Consider the following 23063-nt stretch of genomic DNA (forward strand, 5'->3'; position numbering starts at 1 on the left):
CGTTTGCACGCCCGTCCTGCTAGCTGCGAAAACGCCGATTACGGCGCGAGTGTTCGGCTAACAATGAAAATCAACCAAGAAAGGCGCAGGCATTGCACATCGGTTCGAAGCTTGTTAAAATACGAACAAATATTCGAACGAACAGGTGTACCCATGAATATCGCCGACAAACTGGAAATTCTCGCTGACGCCGCAAAGTACGACGTAGCCTGCACATCTTCCGGTGTCGACCGAGGAGCACGGCGCGGGCAGCTAGGAAACGCCCTGGCCGCGGGGTGCTGCCACAGCTTCACCCCCGACGGGCGCTGCATCTCGCTTCTGAAGGTGCTCATGACCAACGTCTGCGTCTACGACTGCGCCTACTGCGTGAACCGCGCGAGCAACGACGTCGCTCGTGTCGCGTTCACCCCGCGCGAGCTCGCCGACCTGACGATTTCCTTCTATCGGCGCAACTACATCGAGGGGCTGTTCGTGAGCTCGGGCGTTCTGAAAAGCCCCGATTACACGACCGAGCTTCTGATCGAAACGCTGCGAATCCTGCGCGATGAATACGGGTTTCGCGGATACATCCACGCGAAGGCCGTGCCCGGCACCTCGCCCGAGCTAATCGATCGGCTGGGACGCCTGGCCGACCGCATGAGCGTGAACCTAGAGCTCCCCTCCCAGAAAAGCCTTGCGCTTCTGTGTCCGCAAAAGCGCAAGCAGCAGCTTTTGGCTCCGATGCGCCAGATTCGCGACTCCATGGCAGAAGACGCTGACATGCGTGCTCTCATGCGAAAGAGCACGACATACTACTCGCAAAATCGACCGGCGAAACGCAAGCGGGCTTTCGTCCCTGCAGGCCAAAGCACGCAAATGATCATCGGCGCCACACCCGAAAACGACTTCCAGATCCTGAACTTATCGGCGGCGCTCTACCGCACGCTCTCCCTCAAGCGCGTGTTCTTCAGCGCCTACCTGCCAGTTACCTCCGATGAGCGCCTGCCCGCATCAGGCGCGGTGGAACTCGATCGCGAGCATCGACTCTACCAGGCCGATTGGCTTATGCGCTTCTACAAGTTCGACGTAAGCGAGATAATCGATGAGGAAAACCCTTACCTCGACCCACAGCTTGACCCGAAGGCAAACTGGGCCGTCAACCATCTGGAGCACTTCCCCGTAGAGGTGAACACCGCCCCGCTCGAAATGCTCCTGCGTGTGCCCGGCATCGGGCCGCGCGGGGCGCGCCTTATCGTGAAGGCCCGACGCACATGCTGCCTGCACGAACCCGAACTGTGCAAACTCGGTATCGCCTACAAGCGCGCACGCTTCTTCATCACCTGCAACGGGAAGTACGCAGGCGCAGGCATGCCCCTCACTCCAGGGGCCCTCCGCGCGCAGCTTGCCGCCCCTATCGACGGCGGAAAGCACGGGCGACGTGCGGCGAAGCAATGCCAGGGGCAGCTGTGCCTCTTCGACCCACTTGAGGGACAGGATTTGCGTAGGAATCGAATCGAGGAAGCGCACGAACGCGGCGCGCACCATGACGAGCAGAGGGCGGGGGCGCGCGATACGCACGCCCGTTCAGCGAAGGCAGGCGTAGGCGATGCGCTCGGAACCTCGCAAAAAGCAGGCGTAAGCGGCGCCCTCGCAATTGCGCAGAAGACGAGCATATCAAGCTCAAGCCCCCGCAGCCTCCCTGAGAAAAGCGCACTCGCCAGCCAAGCCGACGGCCTGTTCGGGTGGCAGCATGCCATCGACAAGCAAAAGGTTTGCGCATGATTGCCGCAGAAGAGCCGCTCACCCACGTCGCGTACATCTACGACGGAACGCCCGAGGGGCTGCTCACCGCAGTGTTCCAAGCTTACGCAAACCACGAGGACCCTGAGGATATCACCCGGGAATCCTCGTTTCAGCCGCGCCTAGGGCAAAGCGTGCGCACGATTGAGTCCGACGCCGCGCTCGCCGAGCGTGTCAAACGCGGGCTGGTGCGCACAACGGGGAAAGCGGGGTTCAACGCCGTGCTGCACGCCGCACTCTCCGACGACGCACAAGCGGGCACCATCGTCTATCGGTTTATCCGCTACGCTATGAGGGCTGACGCGCGCCGAGCGGCGATCGGAGAAATCGCGCACCCGGCCGTCGCCCCGCTTGTCGCGCTCAACCGATCGGTGATGAACGAGCGCCATTACCTGCAGCAATTCCTACGATTCGAGCGCCTTCAAGGCAACGTATGGTTCGCCCGCTGCTCACCGAAGGCATCGGTCGTGCCGCTGCTTATGGGCTGGTTCTCGGCGCGCTTCAACGACGTCCCCTTCATGATTTACGACGAAGCTCACCACATAGCGGGAATCTACGACGGACCGGGGTGGCAGCTCGTTCAAACCGACGGAGTAAATCTTCCCGAAAAAGCAGCTGACGAACAGATGATGCAGCAAGCATGGAAGCGGTTCTACGACGCCGTCTCCGTCGATGCGCGCTACCACCCCGAGCTCCGCCGACAATTCATGCCGAAACGATTCTGGAAGCATATGCCCGAAATGGACGAGCGCGGCGACGCATCAACAGGAACCTACACGCTCAACACGCCCTCAAGGTCGAAGGCGGGGATGAAGCTCTCCTCGGCAGCACCGCCCTCCTGCCAGAAGTAATCCTCGATTCCAAGCGAATCGGCAAAATCGAGCAGTCGCTCATAGTCCTCATCGGAAACGCGACGGGCGAGCTCGGGACAGCGCTCAAGCTCGCGGCGAGCCCAGGTATCGCCTGCCTCGGCGCTATCCGACAAGACGGGAGTGTACTGGTTCATAATCGAAAGCAGAACCGAACTGCCGAAATGCTCCCACACCGTTTGCACCACACGTTTCGAGTCCTCGAGCGCACCGGGCAGCATCAGATGGCGCACCACCACCCCGCGCGTCATGCGCCCGTCGCCCTCGTACTCGTCAAAGCAAGGGTCGCCCACTTCATCGACCATGGCAGAAAGCGCATCGAAGGCGACCTGAGGATAATCAGGAGCCTTTGAATATCGGGCAGCTAAATCGGAAGAGGCATATTTGTAATCGGTGAGATACACATCCGCATAACCTCGGTTTTCACGGACGGCGCGAACCGTCTCGTATCCCGAGGTGTTCCAAACGACGGGAAGGTCCATCCCCCGCTCCCGCGCCAAATCGAGCGCGGCGCGCGCATGCGGCGCATAATGGGTCGGAGTCACAAGGTTGATATTCAGCGCACCCTCCGCTTGAAGCTCGGAGTAGATCTGCGCCAGACGCCCGATCGATATCTCTGCCCCCGCCTCGCCGTCGGCAATGACGGCGTTCTGGCAGTACACGCAGCGAAGCGGGCACCACGAGAAGAACACCGTGCCCGAGCCATGCGTGCCACTGATCGGCGGCTCCTCCCAGAAGTGCAGCGCGGCGCGGGCGATGCGAAGGCGCCCATCGGCCCCGCAAACACCACGAGCCCCCGCGCTGCGGTCAACTCCGCATGCGCGCGGGCAAAGGGCGCAAGAAGATATGTCAATTTCGCTTTGAAGCATCATTCATTCCCGTCGTTTCGGCAAGCCGAGATTACCTCCGTGCTCAAACAGTCCTGCTTTGGCGAACAGTCCACTGGACTGTTCGCGTCGTGCGGAACTGCGCGCGGAGGCAATTCTCGGCTCGTCGAAACTGCTATTCCGTCCATCGAGTCAAGCCGCAATATGTAGCCTGCGAGTATTCGGGGCCGCCTCCGCGCGCAGTTCCGCAGCGCAGCGAGGACTGTCTGAGCACGGAGGCGGCCCCGGGTGCTCGCAGGAGGACGAGCCTAACGTTTATCCCGCCGAGCTCCCGACCCGCCGAATTAGCCGTGAAACGCATCGGTATCAAGCCAATATCAGCAGCTCGAGAGCAGACGCCGCCGCATGCTCCCGAGCGGACAGGTCAAACTAGTTTGCAAGATTCGCGCGAATCATAACCAGGGCAGCCAAGCTTAGTTCGCCGAGTACCCGAATCCGCCGTGGTCGTGATGATGACCGCAGCCGCAATCGTCTTCCTCGTCATCGTAGCTGTAGTCGTCGTCATCGTCAGAACCCTGACCATATGCTTCCTCAGCACGCGACCAATCGAGACCATTCTCGGCGCATTCGGCCTCCTCGCCGTAGACCAACGCCAAAGCTGCCGGAGACTTGAACGAGCCTCCGATCACCTCGAGCAGCTCCACGAGGTGCATCGTCGATTCCGCCTGCGGAAGGATCAAATCGGCATCGTCGGCACTTGCGAGCGCGGCCTGCAGCTCCGAGAGGAACATCTCCGCCGTGAACGCGCCCTCGAAGCGCTTTTCGCGAACCGCCTCGAGCATGCGCTCGGCGGGCTCGGAGAGGCCGGAAATCGCGACATCGGAGAGGCCGTTGCCCAAAGCGGCACGGTGCGCGGCACGGACCAGCGCGTTCGCCTCGATCGCAGAGACGACGGCAGCCGCCTCCTGCAGAGTGCGAACAGCACGCATGAGCTGTGCCGTTCCTGCAGCGCCGCATTCCACTACGCGACCGCAGACCGCATTGAGAAGCCCTTGCGCCGCGGCGACGGCGTCCTCTTCGCCCGCAGCGTAGCAAACGAGGTTATCCTCGTCGAAGGGACGCGGATCGAGCATGTCCTCAAGGGCGATCGGCGCCTCGACAAACCCCAGGTCGCTCACCGTGGCGACCGCGCCGAGCTCGCGCGCGAAACCTGGCGTCGATGCGGAGAAGTCGATGAGCACCGCGCCGGGATGCGCCGACTGGACGAACCCGCCTTCGTCGAAGTACGCGTCTTCGAGCGCCGATTGCGAGGTGCAGAACGTGATGATGGCGCTTGCCTCCTCGATATCGGCGCAGCGCTCGAAGCCGGCGTTCGCCAAGCGCACGGCGATATCGTCGTGGAAGTTCTCGTCACCGAAAAAGATATAACGCATGGGACCCCCTAATTGCCTTTCACTTTACGGGCGATGCGGTCGGCCACGGAAAGCTCCTCGCGGCGGTCCTTGCCCCAAAACACCACGGCCAGCATGCCCGGCCCCACATGCGACCCGATGACCGGGCCGATGCTGCTTTCCAGAAACAAGATATTCTCGTCGATTTTCGAAAGCGCCTCTTTCAGGCGATCAGCATCCTTCGGGCAGTCGGCGTTGCCGATAACGGCGAAGCGAGCTGCCCCTTCGTCCGAGACATGCTTTGCATAGTACTCCGCAAGCTGTTTGATGCCCTTCTTCCGCCCGCGCGCGACGCCGGTGAGCGAAAGCTTGCCATCGAGCGCGATGTTAAGCAGAGGCTTCACGTCGAGCTTCGATCCGGCGAGCGCAACCGAGGCGGGGATGCGGCCGCCACGGCGAAGCGCTTCAAGGTCATCGACCATGAACTCGGCGTCGATGTAGTAGCGCGCTTCCTCGGCCCAATCCACCATCTCCTTGGCGGTAAGCCCCCGGTCACGCTGGCGAATGGCCTCATAGACCAAGAACCCTTCGGCAATCGATGCCAACAGCGTGTCGACCACGTACAGCTCGGCTTCGGGATGCTCGGCCACGAGCTGGTCGCGGATGATCATAGCGGTGTTGTAGCTGCCGGACAGGCCGCTTGAGAAGCTCAGGCACACCGTCGGGACGCCGGATTCGATCGCGCGGGTGAACACGTCTTGGTACATCGTGATCGGAACCTGGGCCGTCGAGGGCTCGTCGCCGTTGCGCATCGAATCGAAGAAGTCCTGCGCGGAACGCGAGCGGTACATATCATCGGAATGCTCGCCGTCACCGGCGATGTAGGGAAACTCGATCAGCTCGATGCCTTCGCGATCGACCAGTTCGAAGGGCAGATCGCAACAGGAATCGATAATCAGGTTGCAGGCTGGCATTCATTCTCCTATCTCATGCGGCACCGTTCGTTGCGGCGCTGGCGTATCAGATTCCACCCGCTACTCGAAGCCGCGCAACTTCGCGACCAGATCGCTTCGGTGCTCGAACAGTCCGTGCTCGAGTCCCACCGGATACGAATGCGGGTTGAGCATGCGCTTTTGGCTCTCGTCGAGCGTGGCAAGCCCCGCCCTCGCACGCTCCCTCGCGGCGAGCGCATCGCGGAACTTAGGCGCGAGCACCGTCTTGCCGTTGCGCGCGAGCGGCGCAAGCAGTGTCTCGAAGCGCTTGCCGCCCAGACGCTTGCGGCGCAGCGAGTCGAGCGGATCGACGATCGTCTCGCACTCCTGTACGCCGGCGTTAGTGTCGAACACCATGTCGCCTGCGATGTGGCCATCCTCGTGGTAGTAGCGGCGCACGTCGAGGACGCCGGGGAACGTGAGTTTTTTAGCCGACTCGGAGATCTTCAGATGATCGACCCACTCGCCGCCCGGCTTGCGCGTCGCGGAAAGCTTGTAGACGCCGCCAAGAGTGGGCTGATCGTAGGCGCAGGCGAGCTTCGTGCCCACGCCCCAGGCGCTCACCTGGGCGCCCTCTTCGAGAATCGACTGGATCGTGTACTCGTCGAGGTCGTTGGAAAGCACGATGCCGCAGTCGGTCAAGCCAGCAGCGTCGAGCTTGCGGCGCGCCATCTTCGCAAGCCATGCCAAGTCGCCCGAGTCGATGCGGATGCCCGAGAGCTTCTCACCGCGCTCGCGCATCTCAAGGCCGACGGTGATCGCGTTGTCGATACCCTGCTCGACGTTGTAAGTATCCACGAGCAGCGTGCAGTTTTTGGGAAACGCCTCCGCGTAGGCGCGGAACGCCTCGAGCTCGGAGGGGAACGCCATGACCCACGAGTGGGCGTGCGTGCCCGACACGGGGAGGTCGAACATCTTGCCCGCGAGCACATTCGAAGTCGACGCGCAGCCGCCCACGATGCTCGCGCGCGACGCCCACAGGCCGCCGCCCGCGCCCTGGGCACGGCGCAGGCCGAACTCGGCCACGGGCGCACCCTGCGCCGCAAGGCACACGCGCGCGGCCTTGGTCGCGATGAGCGTCTGGAAGTTCACGCAGTTGAGAAGCGCCGCCTCGAGCAGCTGGCACTGCATGATCGGGCCCTTGACGCGAACGAGGGGCTCGTTCGGGAACACGACCTGCCCCTCGGGCACGGCATCGATGTCGACCGTCAGCTTGAAGTCGCGCAGCCATTCCAGGAAATCGGCGGCGAACAGCGCGCCGCCGCCCGGAGCGGGAATCTTCGAGAGATAGTCGATGTCCTCGCCCGAAAAGCCGTAGGTGTCCACCATGTCCGCAAGCTGCGCCATGCCGCACGCGATGGCATAGCCCCCTTTGAACGGGGTGTCGCGGAAATACATATGGAAGCATGCCTCGGTGTTCTCATGCCCGGAATCGCGATAGCCCTGAGCCATCGTGATCTCGTACAAGTCCGTCAAAAGCGCGTAGTCGATGGGCATTTGCTCTCCTTAGCCTTCGTTTTGCGAGCTGCCGCCGGCCTTGTGCGAGCGCCTGCGCGCGCGACGATGCTCGTTTTGCGAGGGAGCGCCGCCCTGCGCAGGACGCTGGCCGCTCTCTCCCTGCTGACGCGACCCCGAAGACGATGCCTGCTTTTGAGGCTTCGCGCGAAGACCCGAGGACTTCTGACCGGGGCGGGGGCCCGACTTCTGCTGGCCTTTCCCCTCCTCTTTGGCGCGCTGCGGCTTTTGATGTTTGGCCGAGCGCTCCGCGGACTGCTTGCCCTGTTTGCTCTCGCCCGCCTTCTGATCGGGGCGCCGGCGCGGCTTGCGTTTGGAAGAGGACCCGCGGGAGGCCTGCTTGTCCTGCTTCTTCTCCTGGGAATCCTGCTTGGAGGAGCGATCGCTTTCCGCAGAGACCTTGGTCGACCGGCGACGACGCGCGCGATGCGGCTCTTCGGCCGAGCGCTCGTCTGCAGCGCCCTTGCGCGAGCGCTTCGAGGAACCTGTGCGGCGCACGCTGCCCGCTTCCGCGAGCTTGTCCCTGCCGGTGAACTGGTCGGTCGAGAAGAGCGCATTGGAGGTGAACTCCGGCTCCTCGGGAGCGTTCGCCTCGTCCCACGCCTCCCGCCCGATCGTGTTCGGGCGCGTTCCCTCCTCGGGCGCATCGAAGGCGGAAAGCGGCACGCGAACGGGCTTCTCGCCCTCAAGGCGCACCGAGACGACCTCGCGCGGCACGTCCAGGTCGACAACCTTCGCCGGGCCATCAGGCGTTTTCACTGTGGCGTTCTGCTTGGGGGCGCGGCTCTTGAAGTCCTTGTACGCGTCGAACTCGTAGCGCAAACAGCACATGAGACGCCCGCACACGCCGGAAATCTTCTGCGGGTTGAGCGAGAGGTCCTGCTCCTTGGCCATGCGGATGGACACGGGGCAGAACTCGCCGCCCAAGCGGGCGCAGCACAGCTCCTGGCCACAGTGGCCAAGGCCGCCGACCATGCGCGCCTCATCACGCACGCCGATTTGGCGCATGTCGACGCGCACATGGAAGCGCGAGGCGAGCTTGCGCACAAGTTCGCGGAAGTCAACGCGCTCCTCCGCCTCGAAGTAGAAGACCGCCTTGTCGCCCTCGAGCAGGTATTCCACCGACACCGGATGCATGTCCTCGTTCGCCTCGGCGGCCATCTCCTTGAAGATGGGCAGCGCCTCGCGACCGAGCCGCTCCATCTCGGCGGCGCGCTCCACGTCCTCGGGCGTAGCGATGCGCTTCACGGGCTTGAGCGGCGACTTCAGCTTCTTCACCTGGTCTTCGTCGATCTCAAAGACGTCGCCTGCGGCATGGCCGAACTCGACGCCGCGCGCGGTGAGCACCACCACGTCGTCGCCGTTACGAATATCCAGATCACGCGGGTCGAACCACAGCGTGCGCGGATTGAATGCGAGCCTAATGGGCGCGACTCGAACCATACAGAACCTCTCTCACTTCAAACAGCATCGCATCGATGCACGTTTCTGGGGAAACATTATACGAGATAGCCTCGTCGCTTTCGCGCAGCGCGGCAAGCGCGGCGGCCGCTCGGGCCTCGTCGGTGCGCGCGGCGGCCATCTCAATCTGCGCCTTGACGTCGACGTTCACGATGAACTCGGGCGTTCCAGCGCAGGTCGCCATCACATCGCGCAACCAAGAGCTCGCAATCGAGAAAACCTGGTGGAGCGCCTGCGAGGTCTTCGCCGTGATCTGGCGCTTGTTGCGCGCCTCGATCTGGCGGATCGCCGACTTGGCCAGGAAATCGGCGTTCTCGGAAAGCTCCGCCTCGAGCGCCGCGCGGACATCGTCGAGCGGTGCCTTCGCAGCCCTCACGAGACCGGCAGCGAGCTCTATGATATCCCAATCGTCGGCGGTGGCGAGCCGCGACATCGCGTCGACCACGCCCCTCCGGAAGGCGAGGCTGTCGTTGGACTTCAAAAACTCGCACGCGCGCGTGATCGAACCCGAGCACGCCTCGATGGCGATGCGCGCGGTCTCGATCGAGGCGCCCGTGTTCTGGCGGATAATGCCCGCGGCCTCGGTTGCAGGGATATGGCGGAACGGGACGACCTGACAGCGCGAGACGATCGTCGGGAGCACGCTTTCCCGCGTGCGGCCCAAAAGGACGATCAGCACGTTGGCGGGCGGCTCCTCGAGCGTCTTTAAGAAGGCGTTCGCCGCGGCGGTGCCCAGCATGTCCACGCGGTCGAGGATATAGACCTTCGACTTCGCCTGGATGGGGGCATAGGAAACGTCCGACACGATCTCGCGGATCTGCTCGACCAGGTAGCCGCCCGCACCCTCGGGCGCATAGTAGCGCACGTCGGGATGCTTGCGCCGGGCGATGCGCGAGCAGGCATCGCACGCCCCGCACAAACCTCCGCGCGGGCCTTTCGCCCCCTTCGGACAGAGGTATGCCTGGGCGAGCGCGTATGCGGCCGCGGTCTTGTTCGAGCCGGCGGGGCCGCAGAACAGATACGCCTGGCTCACATGCCCGCCGCGAACGCTCGCGCGCAAGAAGTCGCGCACCCGAGGCTGGCCGAAGATGTTCTCAAACGCGTCAGCCACGATGCCCCCTCTTTCCCCGGCCACCGCGCTTGCGCTTCGCCTGTGGTTTGCCCTTGGCCGTACCCGCCCCTTGGGGTGCTGCAGGCTGGGAAGGAGTCGCGCCCGCCGCTCGGGCGGAAAGCTCGGGAAGGATATCGGCAAGCTCGGCAGCGACGGCAGCGGCGGTCGCCTTGCGCGACGAGCTGGAGCGAACGATGCGGATTCTCTTCGGGTCGCGCTTGGCAAGCTTTAGGAAAGCCCTGTTCACACGCGAATGGAATACTTCTCCCGCCTGCTCCATCCTATCCCCCGCGCCAGCACCTGTCGCCCGGGCAAGGCTTTTGCGCGTGTTGCCGAGCACGAGGAGGATGGTGCGGTCGGGAACGATGCCGCCCGTGGCGAACGTGTTCGCTCGTCGTACGAAATCGAGGGGAAGGCCGCGCCCGTAGGCTTGGTAGGCGATCGTCGAGTCCGCGAAGCGGTCGCAGAGCACCACCGCTCCCCTTTCGAGCGCAGGGCGGATGACCTCGCAGACCAACTGGGCGCGGGCGGCCTCGTACATCAAGAGCTCCGCCTCGCTCGATATCTCGCCGTTTTCGGGGTCGAGCACCATCGCCCGAAGCGACTCGCCGACGCCTGTGCCACCAGGCTCGCGCAGGCACACGACCTCGCGCCCCGCGCGGCGCAACTCGTCGGCAACGTAGCGGATATGGGTCGATTTCCCCACGCCGTCGCCGCCCTCGAACGTGACGAAGACGCCGCGGGGGGAGTTTCCCTCGGGCTGGCCGCTTACGGGCGCCCCCTGCGCATCAAAGCCTTCGCGCTCCGAAACGGGCTGCGCAGGCTCGGCGATATGTCTCTCGGGCGTCAACGGCATGGGCTCCTAGTCCGCCACGCAGTTGCGCACGGCGGCGGCAACCGCCTCGACGGCGCGCGGGTCGAAGGGCTCGGGCATGATGAAGTCCTCGCAAAGCTCCTCGTCAGACACGAGAGCGGCGAGCGCGGAGGCAGCGGCGAGCTTCATGTCGTTGGTGATGCGCGTCGCGCGCGCCTCGAGGGCGCCCTTGAAGATGCCGGGGAAGGCGACCACGTTGTTGATCTGGTTCGGGAAGTCCGAACGGCCCGTGCCGACGACGCGCGCGCCCGCGCGGCGAGCCACGTCGGGGTAGATCTCGGGAACGGGGTTGGCCATCGCGAAGAGGATCGCGTCGTCGTTCATGGAGGAGACCATCTCCTCACTCACGATGTTCGGGGCGGACACGCCGACGAAGATGTCGGCGCCGCGCATCGCGTCGGAGAGGGTTCCCTCCTCATCCGCAAGGTTCGTCACCTCAAGCATGGCGCGCTGAGCGTCGGTCACGCCCTCGGACTTCGAGCAGATGATGCCGCACTTGTCGCACAGGATGAGGTTCTTGAAGCCGTAGCTTAGCATGAGCTTGGCGATGGCGATGCCCGCTGAGCCCGCGCCGTTCACGATCACGCGGCACTCCTCCTTCTTCTTGCCCGTGAGGCGAAGCGCATTGATGACGCCGGAGAGCACGACGATGGCGGTGCCGTGCTGGTCATCGTGGAACACGGGGATATCGAGCTCGTCGATAAGGCGGTTCTCAATCTCGAAGCAGCGCGGCGCCGAGATGTCCTCCAAGTTGATGCCGCCGAACGCGGGGGCGAGGCGCTTGACCGTCTCGACGATCTCGTCGACGTCCTGGGTATCCAGGCAGATGGGCACGGCGTTCACGTTGCCGAAAGCCTTGAACAGCGCGCATTTGCCTTCCATGACGGGCATCGCGGCCAAAGGACCGATGTTGCCCAGGCCGAGCACCGCCGACCCGTCGGAGACGACGGCGATGGTGTTCGCCTTCTGCGTGTAGGTGTAGGCGAGCGCGGGGTCCGCCGCGATCTTCTTGCACGGCTCGGCGACGCCCGGCGTATAAGCGAGCGCCAGATCCTCGCGCGTCTTGATCTCCATCTTGGGAACGGTGTCAAGCTTGCCTTGCCACTCTTCGTGCAAACGCAGCGATTCCTGCGCGATATCCATGCCTTACCTCCGAGCCTTCTCGCTTCGTACGCGCCCTTGCGCGCTTCTATACAACCGTAAAAGTATACCGCTTCGGTGCCGCAGTACCGAATCCGCGCGGGCAAGCGCACAGGCAATCCATCGAGCGGGGCGGGGCCAACACGGCGACAGGCGCTCACCCTGCCGCTGTTCGAGGACTCACGCGAAACGCGGCGGCTCGTGCTACACTCAACGCATTTGCAAGACGAGAAGGGAAATCGAGTGGAACGCGAGAACAACACCCTCACGGCGAAGCGCGTGGCGAACGCGACCTACGACGCGATTCGCGCTGCCGCAGTCGGGCTGCGCGAAGACGTGCTCTGCGGCCTCGCTGCCGCACGGAAGATCGAGGAGCAGCCGCGCGCGCAGTCAGTGCTCGACTGCCTGCTGGAAAACGCGCAGATCGCGCGCGAGGACGGCGTGCCCCTGTGTCAGGACACGGGAACCTGCTGGGTGAGGCTCGAGGTTGGCGAGGAGCTCTCCATCCCCGGCGACATCCTCTCGCAGGTCGACGACGCGGTCGCGCGCGCCTACACCGACGGGCGTCTGCGTATGAGCGTGGTGCGCGACGCGCTTTTCGACCGCACGAACACGGGCGACAACACGCCCGCCTTCGCAGAGATAGCGACGAAACCGGGACACGGTGCGACGCTGCACGTCCTTTTGAAAGGCGGCGGATCGGACAACGCCTCGCGCGTGGTCATGCTCGCCCCAGGCGCGGGAATCGAGGGCGTGAGGAAGGTCGTGCTCGACTGCGTGCGCGAGAAGGCCGCGAACGCCTGCCCGCCGCTTGTCGTGGGCGTGGGCGTGGGCGCGACCTTCGACAAGGTGGCGAGGCTTGCCAAGCATGCGCTTCTGCGAGAGATCGGAGCCCCCGCCGCAACGCCCGAGCACGCCGCCTTCGAGCGCGAGCTGCTCGACGCCATAAACGCAACCGGCATCGGCCCCGGCGCGCTCGGGGGCAAGACCACAGCGCTCGCCGTGCACCTAGAGACGGCGCCTTGTCACATCGCGGCGCTCCCCGTTGCCGTCAACATGGGGTGTTCGGCTATGCGCAGCGCCTCGATCGACCTTTTGAGCTGGGAGGACTAACCATGAGCGAACCTATCCGCATGACCTTGCCGGCCGATCGGGAAAAGCTCGCCGAGCTGCGCATCGGGCAGGAAGTGCGCCTTACAGGGGCCGTGTTCACGAGCCGCGACGCAGGGCATGAGCGCATGCTCGCCGCTCTGCGGGAGACAGGCGAGCTTCCCTTCGGGCTTGCGGGCGAGACCATCTTCTACGCCGGCCCCACCCCGGCAGCCGCAAGCCGCTCGCTCGGGAGCGTCGGCCCCACAACGGCAAGCCGCATGGATTTCGCGACGCCCGAGCTCATGGACGCGGGGCTTGCCGCCTGCATCGGGAAGGGAAAGCGCTCCCAGGCCGTCATCGACGCCTGCGTGCGCAACCGCTGCGTCTACTTCGCGGCCGTCGGCGGCATCGCGGCGCTGCTCGCGAAGCACGTCACCGAAAGCGAGACCGTCGCCTGGGACGATTTGGGGACCGAGGCACTTCGCCGCATCGAGCTCATTGACTTCCCCGTCTTCGTGGCCGTCGATTCCCAAGGTGGCGACCTCTACCGAGCAATCGAGGCGGGAGAGCAGCTGTAAGGCTCCCGCATCGGCGAAACTCCACAACGCGAAAACACAAAAGCTTGGGCCCCGCAGCGTGAAACTGCGGGGCCCAAGCTTCTTATCTCTTGCGTAAGCAGCGCTTACAGCCTGCGCGTGCTCGCCGCCAGGCCGCCTAGGATGAAGTTGTCGATCGCCGCCTGCGTACGCGCCCATTCCTCCGGGCTTGCGTTGATGCAGCGACGCACCGCGGAGAGGCATCCGCTCGACTGGAAGTACAAAAGATCGGCAAGCTCCCCTTCGCTCAAATCGCAGATGCCCCGCATCGCGCGCAGGTAGACGCCCTTTTGGCCCTCGACCATCTTATCGAGGACGATGCGTGTGAGGCTTTCGTCCAAAAAGATGCCCGAATAGTGCTTGTTCTCGCGCACGAACTGGCAAAACGGCATATCGCACCCAGAGCATGCGCCCGCCGTGCGCATCTCACGCGAAACGAGATGGCGAGCGAGCGAGCTCGACTGCGAAAAGGCGTCGTCGAGCACCTCGTCGAGCACCTCGGTCATGTTGCGGTAATGGCGGTAGAACGTGCCGCGCCCGATTCCCGCGCGCTCGCAGAGGTCGGTCACCTTGATATCAGCGAGCGAACTCGACTTCTTCAATTCCAGAAACGCCTCTTTGATGAGGCCCTTCGTGAAGAGGATGCGACGGTCTACCTTCGGCGCTGCCGCAGGCTTCGCACCTGTCCGCGACCTAGCGACAGGTTGCTTTTCAAGGCGGGCCGCCGTCTTCTCGCTCGTCTTCTCGGACATAGCGCTATTTCTCCGCCGTCTTCGATGACGCCTTGCGGGTCGAGGGCTTCTTGGCCGCAGCCTTGCTCGTCGCCGCCTTCTTTGCGGCAGGCTTCTTCGCAGCGGGCTTCTTCCCCTTCGAGGTCGCCTTCTCCGCGTCGCCCTGCTCCTTACCCGGGCAGTCGAAGTTCGGGCAGAGCTTCCACGGACCGCGGGCCGTCGTCACGATCACAAGCGGCGCGCCGCAATGCTCGCAGACCTCGTCGGTGGCAGTGAGCTTGCCGTACTGGGGCAGCGGGTAGCCCACGCCGCACTCGTCATGGTTCTCGCAACGAATGAAGCGCTTGAGCGTGCGCGGGTTCTTCTGCGCGATGAGCTTCGCCTGCTTGCCGGCGGCCTTGCACACCGGGCACTCACCGACGACCACATCGGGCTCTTTGTTGGTCTCGCAGTTCGGGTCGATGCAGATGACGCGCGGCTTCGACCGGAAGGCCGTCACCTTCACCTGGGGCATCCCACACGTGGGGCACAGCTCCTCCATCGACTCGATCTTGCCCTTCGGGAGCGGGTAGGTCACATCGCAGTCGGGCCACCCAGCACATCCGATAAACATCCCGCGCGTTTTCTGCGAGGCGCGAATCTGCAGGTCCTTACCGCATTTGGGGCACTTGCCCACGTACGCGTCGGCCGCGACGGCGTCGGCGAGGGCATCCTTCACCTCCTCGGAATGAGGCATGAGGTCGGCCAGCTGCTCGGAGAGCAGGTTGCGGGAGTTCATGACCACATCGGCCTTGGTCTTCTGGCCTTCGGCGATGTTGTCCATCTCCGCTTCGAGTTCCGCCGTCATCTCCGAGTGGGTGATATGCGGCGCGAACTTGTCGAGCGCGTCGCACACTGCCATGCCGAGCTGCGAGGGCTCGATGGGGTCGTTCTGGATGTACTTCACCGTGTAGAGGCGTTCGATGATGCTGTGGCGCGTGGACTTCGTGCCGAGCCCGAGCTTTTCCATCTCCTGGATGAGCTTGCCTTGGCTGTAGCGGGCGGGCGGTTCGGTCTGCTTCTTCGTGCAGGTGGCGCCATTGAAGGCGATCTGCTGGCCCTCGGCGAGTGCAGGCAACTGCTCGTCTTTCTTCATGCCGTAAGGGTAGATGGCGCGATAGCCCTCGTGCACGAGAACGTCGCCTTTCGCGGCGAAGTGCTCGCCTGAGATATCGAGCGTGACCTTGGTGCCCTCGACGACGGCGGCTTCGGAGAGCGTCGCCAAGAAGCGGCGGGCGATCAGGTTGTAGAGCTTGTACTCCGCAGGCGGCAAGTCGTCGGGCGTGACCATGGCCGTCGGGTAGATCGGCGGGTGGTCGGTCGTTTCCTTCTTGCCGCGGGTTGCCGTAAGCGGCCCCTTCGCGAGCAGTTCCTTGCAAAACGGCGCGTAAGCCGGGTTGCCGGAGATGGTCTTCACGACCTCCTCCAAGTCGAGCGAGCTCGGGTACACCGTGTTATCGACACGCGGATAGGAGATGTAGCCGTCCATGTAGAGGCTCTCGGCGAGGCGCATCGTGCGTGCGGGGGAAAGGCCCTCCGCCGACGCCGCGGTCATGAGGCTTGTGGTATTGAAGGGAACGGGCGGCTGCTGCTTGCGCGAGCGCTTCTCGATGGAGAGCACCTTCGCGCTTGTCGCCCCCTCGACAGCGGCCATGGCGGCCTTCGCCTGCGCCTCGTCCTTGAAGCGCGCCGTGGCGTGGGGCGCCTCGAAGGCAAGCGGGCCCTCGCCTGGTGTGGGGCCGGTCTTCTCGGCGGCGTCGAAGGCGCCCTTGATCACCCAGTAGTCCTCGGGGACAAATGCCAAACGCTCGCGCTCGCGCGCCACGATGAGGGCGAGCGTCGGCGTCTGCACGCGACCCGACGAGCGCACGTTGCCGTAGCCCGCAAACTTCACGAGGGTGAGGTAGCGCGTGAGCACCGCGCCCCAGATAAGGTCGATATCCTGGCGCGATGCACCGGCGGACGCCAGATTGATGTCAAGCTCCACGAGGTTGGAGAACGCGTGGGTGATTTCCTCCTTCGTGAAGGCGGAGTAGCGGGCGCGCGAGACGGGGGCGGTGGGGTTCACTTCCTGGATGCACGAGAGCGCATCGGAGCCGATGAGCTCGCCCTCGCGGTCGAAGTCCGTCGCGATCACGATGGAGTCCGCCTTCTTCGCGAGGTTCTTCAGGCTGCGGATGATTTCCTTTTCCTTAGGAAGCTTCTCGATCGGCGCGTAGACCAGGTACGGCAGCGCGTCCATCTTCCACCCTTTGAGCTCCACGCCGTCTTCGGTGAAGGGCTTTTTCTTCTTGAAGGGGGGCTTGGCCAGGCTTGCGGGCACATCGGCGGGCACGGTCTCGCCCTCGACGGTCACGCCTTGCCAACCGCCGCGCTTCTTATATACCAGGTTGGGGGTGAAGTCGGGCTCTAAGATATGGCCGCGCAGACCGATGGTCACCCACTCCTCGCCGTCAACCTCGAACCGGTAGATCGGCGTCGAATATACCTTGTCGGCTTTCGGCTTGCTCGCGCCCAAAAGGCTCGCAATCTTGGTTGCCGCGTCGTTTTTCTCCGTTACGACCAGTTTCACATGGTCCTCCTTGCCCCAGAGCGCCTGTCGCGCACTGGAAATCGTTCACACGATTGCCCCGATTCGTCAGTTTTTACGTGTGCGGGGATTCTCCTACCCTATCGCGCGCAGCGTCCAAACGTTGCGCATAACGCGCCTTAGCATACACGATTTGGAGGCGCTGGGCCAAAAAAGGTTCCCGAAACGGGGTTTTCGTCTCGAGAACCTGAAAAACGAGCCTGGGGGCCTATCGCGAAAACGGCACGGGGAAAAGCGCCCTGGGTCCTACGCCGCCCGCGTCGCCTGCGCCGCTTCGGCCTCCTCGCGCTCGAGCACGAGCTTCATGGCGGCGATGGCGCACTCGAGCATGCCGTCGTCGGGCTCGTTCGTGGTGAGGTACTGCATCTGCATGCCGGGCCAAAGTACCACCTTCACAAGCGGATTGTCCGGATGCGAGCCCGCCCACCTGACCGTGATCTCGTAGGACACGCCTGCGATCACCGGCATGAGCACGATGCGCGACAAGATGACGAGCGCGAGCTTCGGCGCGCCGTCGGGCACGCCCCACGCAGCGATGAGTGCGTTTAGGGGCACCACCGTGTACACGAAGATGGCGATGATCATCACCATGATGAGGAACGCAGTTCCGCAGCGCACGTGCAGGCGGGGAAAGCTGCGCGCGTTCTCGGGCGTGAGCGGCAAGCCGTGCTCATAGCAGTGGATGGTCTTGTGCTCCGCGCCGTGGTAGCCGAACATGCGCTTGATCTCCGACATGCGACCGATGAGCCAGATGTAGAAGATGAACACGGCAACTCTCAGCACGCCGTCGACGATGTTCCACAAAAGCGTGTTGCTGTCGTACTCGCCCACGATGAGGTTCGTGATGAAGGCGGGCGCCACGATGAAGAGCGCGATGCCGAGCGCAAGCCCGCAAACCATCGAGACGGCCATCTCCTTCTTGCCGAACTCGGGCTCGGGCTCCTTCGCGCTTGGGGTACTGCTAGCTTCCTTGTTATTTACGGCGGGCTCGGGAGCGTCGCCCTCGTCCTCTTCCGCATAGGCATGAAGGGTCGCAATCTCTAACGCCTTGAAACCCAAGACAAGCGACTCGACCAGGGCGCGGCATCCGCGCACGAGCGGCCAGTACAGCCAGCCGTTCTTCTCCTTCCCGCTCGCCAGGTCGTGCTCTTCGGTGTACACGGCGCCGGAAGGCTCGCGCACGGCGACCGACCAGTTGTACTTGCCGCGCATCATGATGCCTTCAAGCAGTGCCTGCCCGCCGACGTGGGTCTTGCGCGCGCCGTCTTCCGAAAACGCGCGGGAGAGATCGCTTTTCTCGCGAGTCACTTGTCCGCTAGCTCCTTTTCACACGAGGATACGGGTTTTTGCAGCTCATCTTGCCTTCAGGGCATGCACCCGAAACGCAAGGGGCGCCCGCGTCGGCGAAGACGAACGGCGCGGTGGGACGGGCGAGCTCGAGCATGCGGTGCGCCATGTCGCGGATTTCCCACTGGGCGCGGTTGCAGCAGCGCAGCTTGAAGAAATGCAGCAGCTCGCGAACGTTCATGGTGATGACGATCTTGCTCTCCGCAGCGTTCGGCAACAGGTAGCGGGCGTCCTCGGCAGGCACGCCCGCGTCGAGCAGCTTCTCGTACGCGCTGACGGCGGCGGCGATGGCCTCGTCGAAGAGGGCCTTCCGCTCGGGATCGGAGGCGATGGTGTCGGGCGTGACCACATCAACGCCGTCCTTGAACTTCACGTAGCGCTGACTTTGCTGGTTGAAGCTCGCGATGCGGTGACGCACGAGCTGGTGGGTGAGCGCGCGGGAGACGCCATCGACAGCGAAGGTGTAGCTCGCGTGCTCGAGCGTGGAGAAGTGCCCGCTCTCCATGATGGTCGTAAGCACGCTGCGAATGCGCTCCTCAGGCATCGTTTCCATAAGCTCGGCCGCACCAACCGGCGCATAGCACAGCCGCGCCGCAGTGGCGATCGCGCGCTCGGGGTCGGGCGTATGATACAAAAGCTCAACATGCATAGAGAGCTCCCCCTCTTCCTTGGTATCGTTCACGATTCCTCGTTTCCCGATGGCGGCAACCCGCAGTTTTTAGGGCCGTCTTCGCCCACCATCGGCTATTGTCCGCTAACATGATAGGCAAACGCGCGCATCGGGTCGCCTCCGATTCGCCCCAATGCGAAAATCTCCCCGAGAAAGGCAGCTTCCCATGACAGAGAGCTTCACCCCCCTGCTCACCACCACCGACTGGAACGCTGAATGGATGCAGCTGCAAAAAGCGCGGCGCCACCGCGACAGCGCGGTCTACTGGAACGAGCGCGCGAAGACCTTCACGTCCAAAGACTATCCCAATCCCTACGTGAACTCGTTTCTTGAGCGCGCGGGAGTCGCTCCCGAGGAAAGCGTGTTCGACATGGGCTGCGGGACAGGTGCTCTCGCCCTGCCGCTCGGGGAAGCGGGGCATGCCGTCACGGCCGCTGACTTCTCGGAAGGGATGCTTTCCATCCTTCGCGGGGAACTTGAGGCACGTGGTATAAAAAGCGTGCATTGCGAGCAGATGAGCTGGGAAGACGACTGGGAGGAACACGGCATCGCCCCGAAATCACACGACGTGTGCACCGCATCGCGCTCGATCGCCGTCGACGATATGCGCGCCGCGCTCTTAAAGCTCACCATGGTCGCCCGTCGCCGCGTGTGCATCACGCTGCCGACCGGCGCCTCCCCGCGAACCGACGACCACGTGATCGAGGCGCTCGGCCTCGCCTCGCGCGTCGGCCGCGACCATCTCTACGCCGTGAACATCCTCTCGAGCATGGGATTCGAGCCCGAACTGACCTACATCAAGAGCTCCCGGCACGACACGTTCGAGACCTTCGACGACGCGCTGCACAAGTACGATGATATGGTGCGCAAAGCGTGCGCCCTCCTGCCCGAAACGCGCACGCAGATCGCGCTCTCGAAGCTCAAGCCCTGGCTCGAGACGCAGATCGTCGAGAACGAGGACGCCGGCAAACCTGGGGAGAGGGGAATTCCGCAAGGAGCTCTTCGCCTTCGCGAGCCGAGAACCATCACCTGGGCTTTCATTGCCTGGAACGTCGATTAGACAGCTTGACAAGCGCGGTTGTGTGCACTGGGAGCATTGCCTATACTTGATAGGAGCAACCCCCCTATGCGGGGAATGACCGATACGAACAGCGAACGGGGAACTATGCGCATTTCAGCACGAAACGTCTTGAAGGGCACGATCACCGACGTCGAGATCGGCGCCGTAAGCGGAGTCGTCTCGATCAAGGTCGGCGAGACGGCCCTTACCTCCGTCATCACCATGGAGGCCATTCATGATCTCGGCCTTGAGAAGGGCATGCCGGCATACGCCGTCATAAAGGCAAGCCACGTCATGTTCGCGCGCGGAGACGAGCCCCTTGACAACCTGTCGGCCCGAAACCAGCTCGTCGGCACCGTGACCACGGTTCGCCCGGGAAAGACAGACGGGCGCGTGTCCCTCACGCTGGCAGACGGCAATATCATCACCGGCTCGGTCTTCAACGACATGATCGGGGAGCTCGGCCTGGAAGTCGGCAACAAGGCGATCGCCATCGTGAAGTCCACCGACCTCATGATTGGCGTCGACTAACGCTGGCGACCCTGCCCTGTGGCCAGCTGCCGCTGCCCTTGGCCGGTTCCGGTCAGCGGGCTGCGGCAGGTTCCAACCAGCAGCCCGCGGCAAGCTCAAGCCCCGCCTTTCGGCGTCTGCCTCGACCTCGTCTTTCGGCAAAAGAAAAAGCCCGAACAGCTGAGCTGTTCGGGCTTGCTTTTTCCCAGGGGAAAAGCTATTCGGCTGCGGGAGCCTCGACCTCGAGAGCGGCCTCAGCCTCGGCGTCGGCAGCAGCCTCTTCGGCAGAGCCCTCAGCCTCGGCGGTAGCAGCAGCCTCGGCAGCGCGGGCAGCTTCCTCTTCAGCCTTCTTGGCGTACTCTTCAGCACGCTTGGCCTTCTCGGCAGCCTTCTTCTCGCGCTCGGCCTTCTTGGCAGCCTCTGCCTCGGCGACGGCAGCAGCGCGCTTGGCCTTCTTGGCAGCCTCGCGCTCGGCAACCATGTCCTTCGCGGAGCCGAACTTGTCGGCAAAGCGCTGGACGCGTCCGCCGGTGTCGATGAACTTCTGCTGGCCCGTGAAGAACGGGTGGCAGGCGTTGCAGATGTCAACGCGCAGCTCGGACTTGGTGGAGCGGGTCGTAAACGTGTTGCCGCAGGTGCACTTGACGGTGCACTCGACGTAATCCGGATGGATTCCTTGCTTCATGTTGGTTCTCCTTTACCATGCCTTGGTTTCCGACCAAGGCGAGACAAGCTTGTTTATGATACCACAGCGCATTGGCATTGCAATATAAAACGGGCGGCGAATCCCATCGATTCACCGCCCGTACAGAAGTCAAGCGCCCGTCTCGACCACACAGCTGCAACGTCGATAGAAAAACGCGCGGCACCGCAAGCAACGCGAACGCCCCAATTGCCTCTCGGCAACTACACCTCGGCGACCCACAGACCGTGCAGGTTGCAGTACTCGTAAACCTTGATCGCGCGGTCGCCCTCAGCGATAGCAAAGTCGGCTTCCGGCTTGTCGGAGCTCGTCAGCTCTGCGATCTGATAGCCCTTCTCGGTCACCAGGCAAATGAACGCGATGAGGTGCTCGTCGGTCATCGGATGGGCCGCGCTGCCAACCTCGACGTGAACGGCATTGCCCGAAACGCTCACGACGGGGACGTGCTTCTCAACCGCCGCATCAGTGGAATTCGCGACCAGCTCGGTCATCTTCTCGCCGCAGCAGGAAAGCGGGGCCTTCTTGTCGAAGGGCTTCACGGCAACGTTGCCGCAGTGGTTGCATTTATAGAACGTGACGTCCATAACGTATCCCTTTCTCGTCTGTGCCCCACGCGTCCCCATCCGGAAAGCGCGTGGCTACTGCAAACAAGGCTCCTCTCGTGTCATAGCCTTGCTCTGCTGCATATGTTACTCGCTTTGTTTCAATTCTGGAAGCCCTTGTTGAGACTTCTTCGCAATAAGCGCATAAAGCAGCACGCCAATGCCTATCGCAATAAGCGGAGTCGAGAGCACCTGCCCCATCGTGAGCCAGCCGCCCCACAGATATCCAAGCTGCACGTCGGGCTCGCGCACGAACTCGATGGCGAAGCGGAAGCAGCCGTACATGATGAGGAACACGCCGAGGAAGGTTCCCTGGGCGCGCGGCGGACGCTTGCGCGAAAGCGCGAACAGCACAAGGAAGATGACAATGCCCTCAAGCACCGCCTCATAGAGCTGGGAGGGATGGCGGGGCATCATTCCCGCCTGCCCCCCGAACACAACGCCCCATGCGGCATCGGTCGGCGCGCCCCACAGCTCACCGTTCACAAAGTTGGCGCAGCGCCCGAAGAAAAGCCCGATAGGCGCCCCGATGCAGCCAAGGTCCGCCAGCGTGAGGTACGGAATGTGCGTGAAATGCGCGGCGACGATTCCCGAGAACAGCGCGCCGATGAGCCCGCCGTGAAAGCTCATGCCGCCCTTCGAGAGCGCGAAGATGTCGGCGGGATGCTGCAGGTAGTAGCCGTCTCCGTAAAACAGGACGTACCCTAAACGCCCGCCTACGATGACGCCCACGACCACGCACAGCATAATAGTGATGAGCGCATCCGAGTCGACGCGCACCCGCCAGCGCTTCGCCGTGCTCATAAGCACGAGAGCGGCGCAGATAAATCCGAGCACGTATGCAATACCGTACCAGCGCACAGAAAAAGGCCCGACCGAGAACGCGATCGGGTCGAGGCTTTGATAGATTTCGTTGAGCAAGGAGCTAGTCCCTTCCCATTCCAGCGCCCACTTCGATGGCGGCGAAGCGAACCTCTTCGCGCAGGGCCAAAGGAATCGTCTGGACCGACGAGACGGACGCGCCGCATCGGGGGCATGTGACCGTGAACATCGCGACATCGCTGCGAAGGACCATCATGGAGTCGTAGCGGCATACGTCCAGGTCGCTTTGTCCGCACGTGGGACAGCTCAGCGTTCGAACCACAGCTCTCGCCTCCTCATCGC

General features: G+C 63.4%; 22 protein-coding genes. 6 read left to right on the forward strand and 16 right to left on the reverse strand.

What is annotated here, in order from left to right:
- The first annotated feature begins 153 nt into the window (after positions 1 to 153).
- Together Q0G18_RS04090 and Q0G18_RS04095 are read left to right on the forward strand one after the other, a co-directional pair.
- Positions 154 to 1761 carry a putative DNA modification/repair radical SAM protein gene (locus Q0G18_RS04090; RefSeq protein ID WP_297149743.1) on the forward strand — a complete coding sequence of 536 codons (1608 nt, stop codon included), beginning with the start codon at positions 154 to 156 and terminating at the stop codon, positions 1759 to 1761.
- Positions 1758 to 2630, forward strand: coding sequence for a TIGR03915 family putative DNA repair protein (locus Q0G18_RS04095; RefSeq protein ID WP_297149746.1), 873 nt, complete (start codon positions 1758 to 1760; stop codon positions 2628 to 2630). Before Q0G18_RS04090 ends, Q0G18_RS04095 begins: the two co-directional genes overlap by 4 nt.
- Here the strand turns inward: Q0G18_RS04095 and Q0G18_RS04100 are convergent.
- From Q0G18_RS04100 to Q0G18_RS04135, 8 genes are all read right to left on the reverse strand, one after another.
- On the reverse strand, positions 2552 to 3520 hold the full coding sequence (locus Q0G18_RS04100; RefSeq protein WP_297149749.1) for a radical SAM protein: 969 nt from the start codon (positions 3518 to 3520) through the stop codon (positions 2552 to 2554). The two genes, Q0G18_RS04095 and Q0G18_RS04100, sit on opposite strands and share 79 nt — an antisense overlap.
- 428 nt (positions 3521 to 3948) lie before the next feature.
- The gene (locus Q0G18_RS04105; RefSeq protein ID WP_297149752.1) at positions 3949 to 4908 is read right to left on the reverse strand and encodes an NAD(P)-binding domain-containing protein; all 960 of its coding nucleotides are present in this window, start codon (positions 4906 to 4908) and stop codon (positions 3949 to 3951) included.
- 8 nt (positions 4909 to 4916) lie between these two features.
- Entirely contained in the window at positions 4917 to 5840 is a 924-nt protein-coding gene (locus Q0G18_RS04110; protein ID WP_297149755.1) for a DegV family protein, read from the reverse strand.
- 60 nt (positions 5841 to 5900) lie between these two features.
- On the reverse strand, positions 5901 to 7355 hold the full coding sequence (locus tag Q0G18_RS04115; protein ID WP_297149758.1) for a nicotinate phosphoribosyltransferase: 1455 nt from the start codon (positions 7353 to 7355) through the stop codon (positions 5901 to 5903).
- Between the two features lie 9 nt (positions 7356 to 7364).
- Positions 7365 to 8816 (reverse strand): regulatory iron-sulfur-containing complex subunit RicT, encoded by a 1452-nt coding sequence (gene ricT, locus Q0G18_RS04120; RefSeq protein WP_297149761.1) that lies wholly within the window; start codon positions 8814 to 8816, stop codon positions 7365 to 7367.
- Positions 8794 to 9945, reverse strand: coding sequence for a DNA polymerase III subunit delta' (locus tag Q0G18_RS04125; RefSeq protein ID WP_297149763.1), 1152 nt, complete (start codon positions 9943 to 9945; stop codon positions 8794 to 8796). The genes ricT and Q0G18_RS04125 overlap by 23 nt, the downstream gene beginning before the upstream one ends.
- Positions 9938 to 10801 (reverse strand): dTMP kinase, encoded by an 864-nt coding sequence (tmk, locus tag Q0G18_RS04130; protein ID WP_297149766.1) that lies wholly within the window; start codon positions 10799 to 10801, stop codon positions 9938 to 9940. The genes Q0G18_RS04125 and tmk overlap by 8 nt, the downstream gene beginning before the upstream one ends.
- 6 nt (positions 10802 to 10807) lie before the next feature.
- A complete protein-coding gene (locus Q0G18_RS04135; RefSeq protein WP_297149769.1) occupies positions 10808 to 11962 on the reverse strand; it encodes an NADP-dependent malic enzyme in 1155 nt (384 codons plus the stop codon).
- Positions 11963 to 12202: 240 nt separating this feature from the next.
- On the opposite strand from Q0G18_RS04135, the gene Q0G18_RS04140 reads away from it, so the two are divergent.
- Both Q0G18_RS04140 and Q0G18_RS04145 read left to right on the forward strand, forming a co-directional pair.
- Positions 12203 to 13072 (forward strand): fumarate hydratase, encoded by an 870-nt coding sequence (locus Q0G18_RS04140; RefSeq protein WP_297149772.1) that lies wholly within the window; start codon positions 12203 to 12205, stop codon positions 13070 to 13072.
- Between the two features lie 2 nt (positions 13073 to 13074).
- Positions 13075 to 13629, forward strand: coding sequence for a FumA C-terminus/TtdB family hydratase beta subunit (locus Q0G18_RS04145; protein ID WP_297149775.1), 555 nt, complete (start codon positions 13075 to 13077; stop codon positions 13627 to 13629).
- A 104-nt stretch (positions 13630 to 13733) separates the two neighbouring features.
- On the opposite strand, the gene Q0G18_RS04150 is transcribed toward Q0G18_RS04145, so the two are convergent.
- The 4 genes from Q0G18_RS04150 to thyX form a co-directional block, all read right to left on the reverse strand.
- Positions 13734 to 14399, reverse strand: a complete 666-nt coding sequence (locus Q0G18_RS04150; protein ID WP_297149778.1) for a TetR/AcrR family transcriptional regulator — start codon at positions 14397 to 14399, stop codon at positions 13734 to 13736.
- Between the two features lie 4 nt (positions 14400 to 14403).
- Positions 14404 to 16989, reverse strand: a complete 2586-nt coding sequence (locus Q0G18_RS04155) for a DNA topoisomerase I (protein ID WP_297149782.1) — start codon at positions 16987 to 16989, stop codon at positions 14404 to 14406.
- A 264-nt stretch (positions 16990 to 17253) separates the two neighbouring features.
- The gene (locus Q0G18_RS04160; protein WP_297149784.1) at positions 17254 to 18315 is read right to left on the reverse strand and encodes a DUF1385 domain-containing protein; all 1062 of its coding nucleotides are present in this window, start codon (positions 18313 to 18315) and stop codon (positions 17254 to 17256) included.
- A 7-nt stretch (positions 18316 to 18322) separates the two neighbouring features.
- Positions 18323 to 19003 carry an FAD-dependent thymidylate synthase gene (gene thyX / locus Q0G18_RS04165; RefSeq protein WP_297149814.1) on the reverse strand — a complete coding sequence of 227 codons (681 nt, stop codon included), beginning with the start codon at positions 19001 to 19003 and terminating at the stop codon, positions 18323 to 18325.
- 187 nt (positions 19004 to 19190) lie between these two features.
- Between thyX and Q0G18_RS04170 the strand changes: the two genes are divergently transcribed.
- Both Q0G18_RS04170 and Q0G18_RS04175 read left to right on the forward strand, forming a co-directional pair.
- Complete coding sequence (locus Q0G18_RS04170) at positions 19191 to 20084, forward strand: class I SAM-dependent methyltransferase (RefSeq protein WP_297149789.1); 894 nt, start codon at positions 19191 to 19193, stop codon at positions 20082 to 20084.
- 105 nt (positions 20085 to 20189) lie between these two features.
- The gene (locus tag Q0G18_RS04175; protein WP_297149791.1) at positions 20190 to 20615 is read left to right on the forward strand and encodes a TOBE domain-containing protein; all 426 of its coding nucleotides are present in this window, start codon (positions 20190 to 20192) and stop codon (positions 20613 to 20615) included.
- Between the two features lie 196 nt (positions 20616 to 20811).
- On the opposite strand, the gene rpmE is transcribed toward Q0G18_RS04175, so the two are convergent.
- From rpmE to Q0G18_RS04195, 4 genes are all read right to left on the reverse strand, one after another.
- Positions 20812 to 21279 (reverse strand): 50S ribosomal protein L31, encoded by a 468-nt coding sequence (gene rpmE / locus Q0G18_RS04180; protein WP_158049415.1) that lies wholly within the window; start codon positions 21277 to 21279, stop codon positions 20812 to 20814.
- A 221-nt stretch (positions 21280 to 21500) separates the two neighbouring features.
- Entirely contained in the window at positions 21501 to 21881 is a 381-nt protein-coding gene (locus tag Q0G18_RS04185; protein ID WP_297149796.1) for a desulfoferrodoxin family protein, read from the reverse strand.
- A gap of 105 nt (positions 21882 to 21986) precedes the next feature.
- Positions 21987 to 22820: a prolipoprotein diacylglyceryl transferase gene (gene lgt, locus Q0G18_RS04190; protein ID WP_297149800.1), complete on the reverse strand. Its 834-nt coding sequence runs from the start codon at positions 22818 to 22820 to the stop codon at positions 21987 to 21989.
- Positions 22821 to 22824: 4 nt separating this feature from the next.
- Positions 22825 to 23043, reverse strand: a complete 219-nt coding sequence (locus Q0G18_RS04195; protein ID WP_158049418.1) for a UDP-N-acetylmuramoylalanyl-D-glutamate--2,6-diaminopimelate ligase — start codon at positions 23041 to 23043, stop codon at positions 22825 to 22827.
- Positions 23044 to 23063: the final 20 nt, after the last annotated feature.

The sequence above is a fragment of the uncultured Ellagibacter sp. genome (assembly GCF_934636505.1).
Taxonomy (GTDB): Bacteria; Actinomycetota; Coriobacteriia; order Coriobacteriales; family Eggerthellaceae; genus Ellagibacter.

Coding starts and splice junctions, on each gene's coding strand:
- Q0G18_RS04175 (WP_297149791.1), top strand. CDS start 20,190: ATGCGCATTTCAGCACGAAACGTCTTGAAGGGCACGATCACCGACGTC.
- Q0G18_RS04150 (WP_297149778.1), bottom strand. CDS start 14,399: ATGTCCGAGAAGACGAGCGAGAAGACGGCGGCCCGCCTTGAAAAGCAA.
- Q0G18_RS04115 (WP_297149758.1), bottom strand. CDS start 7,355: ATGCCCATCGACTACGCGCTTTTGACGGACTTGTACGAGATCACGATG.
- Q0G18_RS04145 (WP_297149775.1), top strand. CDS start 13,075: ATGAGCGAACCTATCCGCATGACCTTGCCGGCCGATCGGGAAAAGCTC.
- Q0G18_RS04095 (WP_297149746.1), top strand. CDS start 1,758: ATGATTGCCGCAGAAGAGCCGCTCACCCACGTCGCGTACATCTACGAC.
- Q0G18_RS04135 (WP_297149769.1), bottom strand. CDS start 11,962: ATGGATATCGCGCAGGAATCGCTGCGTTTGCACGAAGAGTGGCAAGGC.
- ricT (WP_297149761.1), bottom strand. CDS start 8,816: ATGGTTCGAGTCGCGCCCATTAGGCTCGCATTCAATCCGCGCACGCTG.
- rpmE (WP_158049415.1), bottom strand. CDS start 21,279: ATGAAGCAAGGAATCCATCCGGATTACGTCGAGTGCACCGTCAAGTGC.
- Q0G18_RS04090 (WP_297149743.1), top strand. CDS start 154: ATGAATATCGCCGACAAACTGGAAATTCTCGCTGACGCCGCAAAGTAC.
- Q0G18_RS04110 (WP_297149755.1), bottom strand. CDS start 5,840: ATGCCAGCCTGCAACCTGATTATCGATTCCTGTTGCGATCTGCCCTTC.
- Q0G18_RS04105 (WP_297149752.1), bottom strand. CDS start 4,908: ATGCGTTATATCTTTTTCGGTGACGAGAACTTCCACGACGATATCGCC.
- thyX (WP_297149814.1), bottom strand. CDS start 19,003: ATGCATGTTGAGCTTTTGTATCATACGCCCGACCCCGAGCGCGCGATC.
- Q0G18_RS04185 (WP_297149796.1), bottom strand. CDS start 21,881: ATGGACGTCACGTTCTATAAATGCAACCACTGCGGCAACGTTGCCGTG.
- Q0G18_RS04100 (WP_297149749.1), bottom strand. CDS start 3,520: ATGATGCTTCAAAGCGAAATTGACATATCTTCTTGCGCCCTTTGCCCG.
- tmk (WP_297149766.1), bottom strand. CDS start 10,801: ATGCCGTTGACGCCCGAGAGACATATCGCCGAGCCTGCGCAGCCCGTT.
- Q0G18_RS04170 (WP_297149789.1), top strand. CDS start 19,191: ATGACAGAGAGCTTCACCCCCCTGCTCACCACCACCGACTGGAACGCT.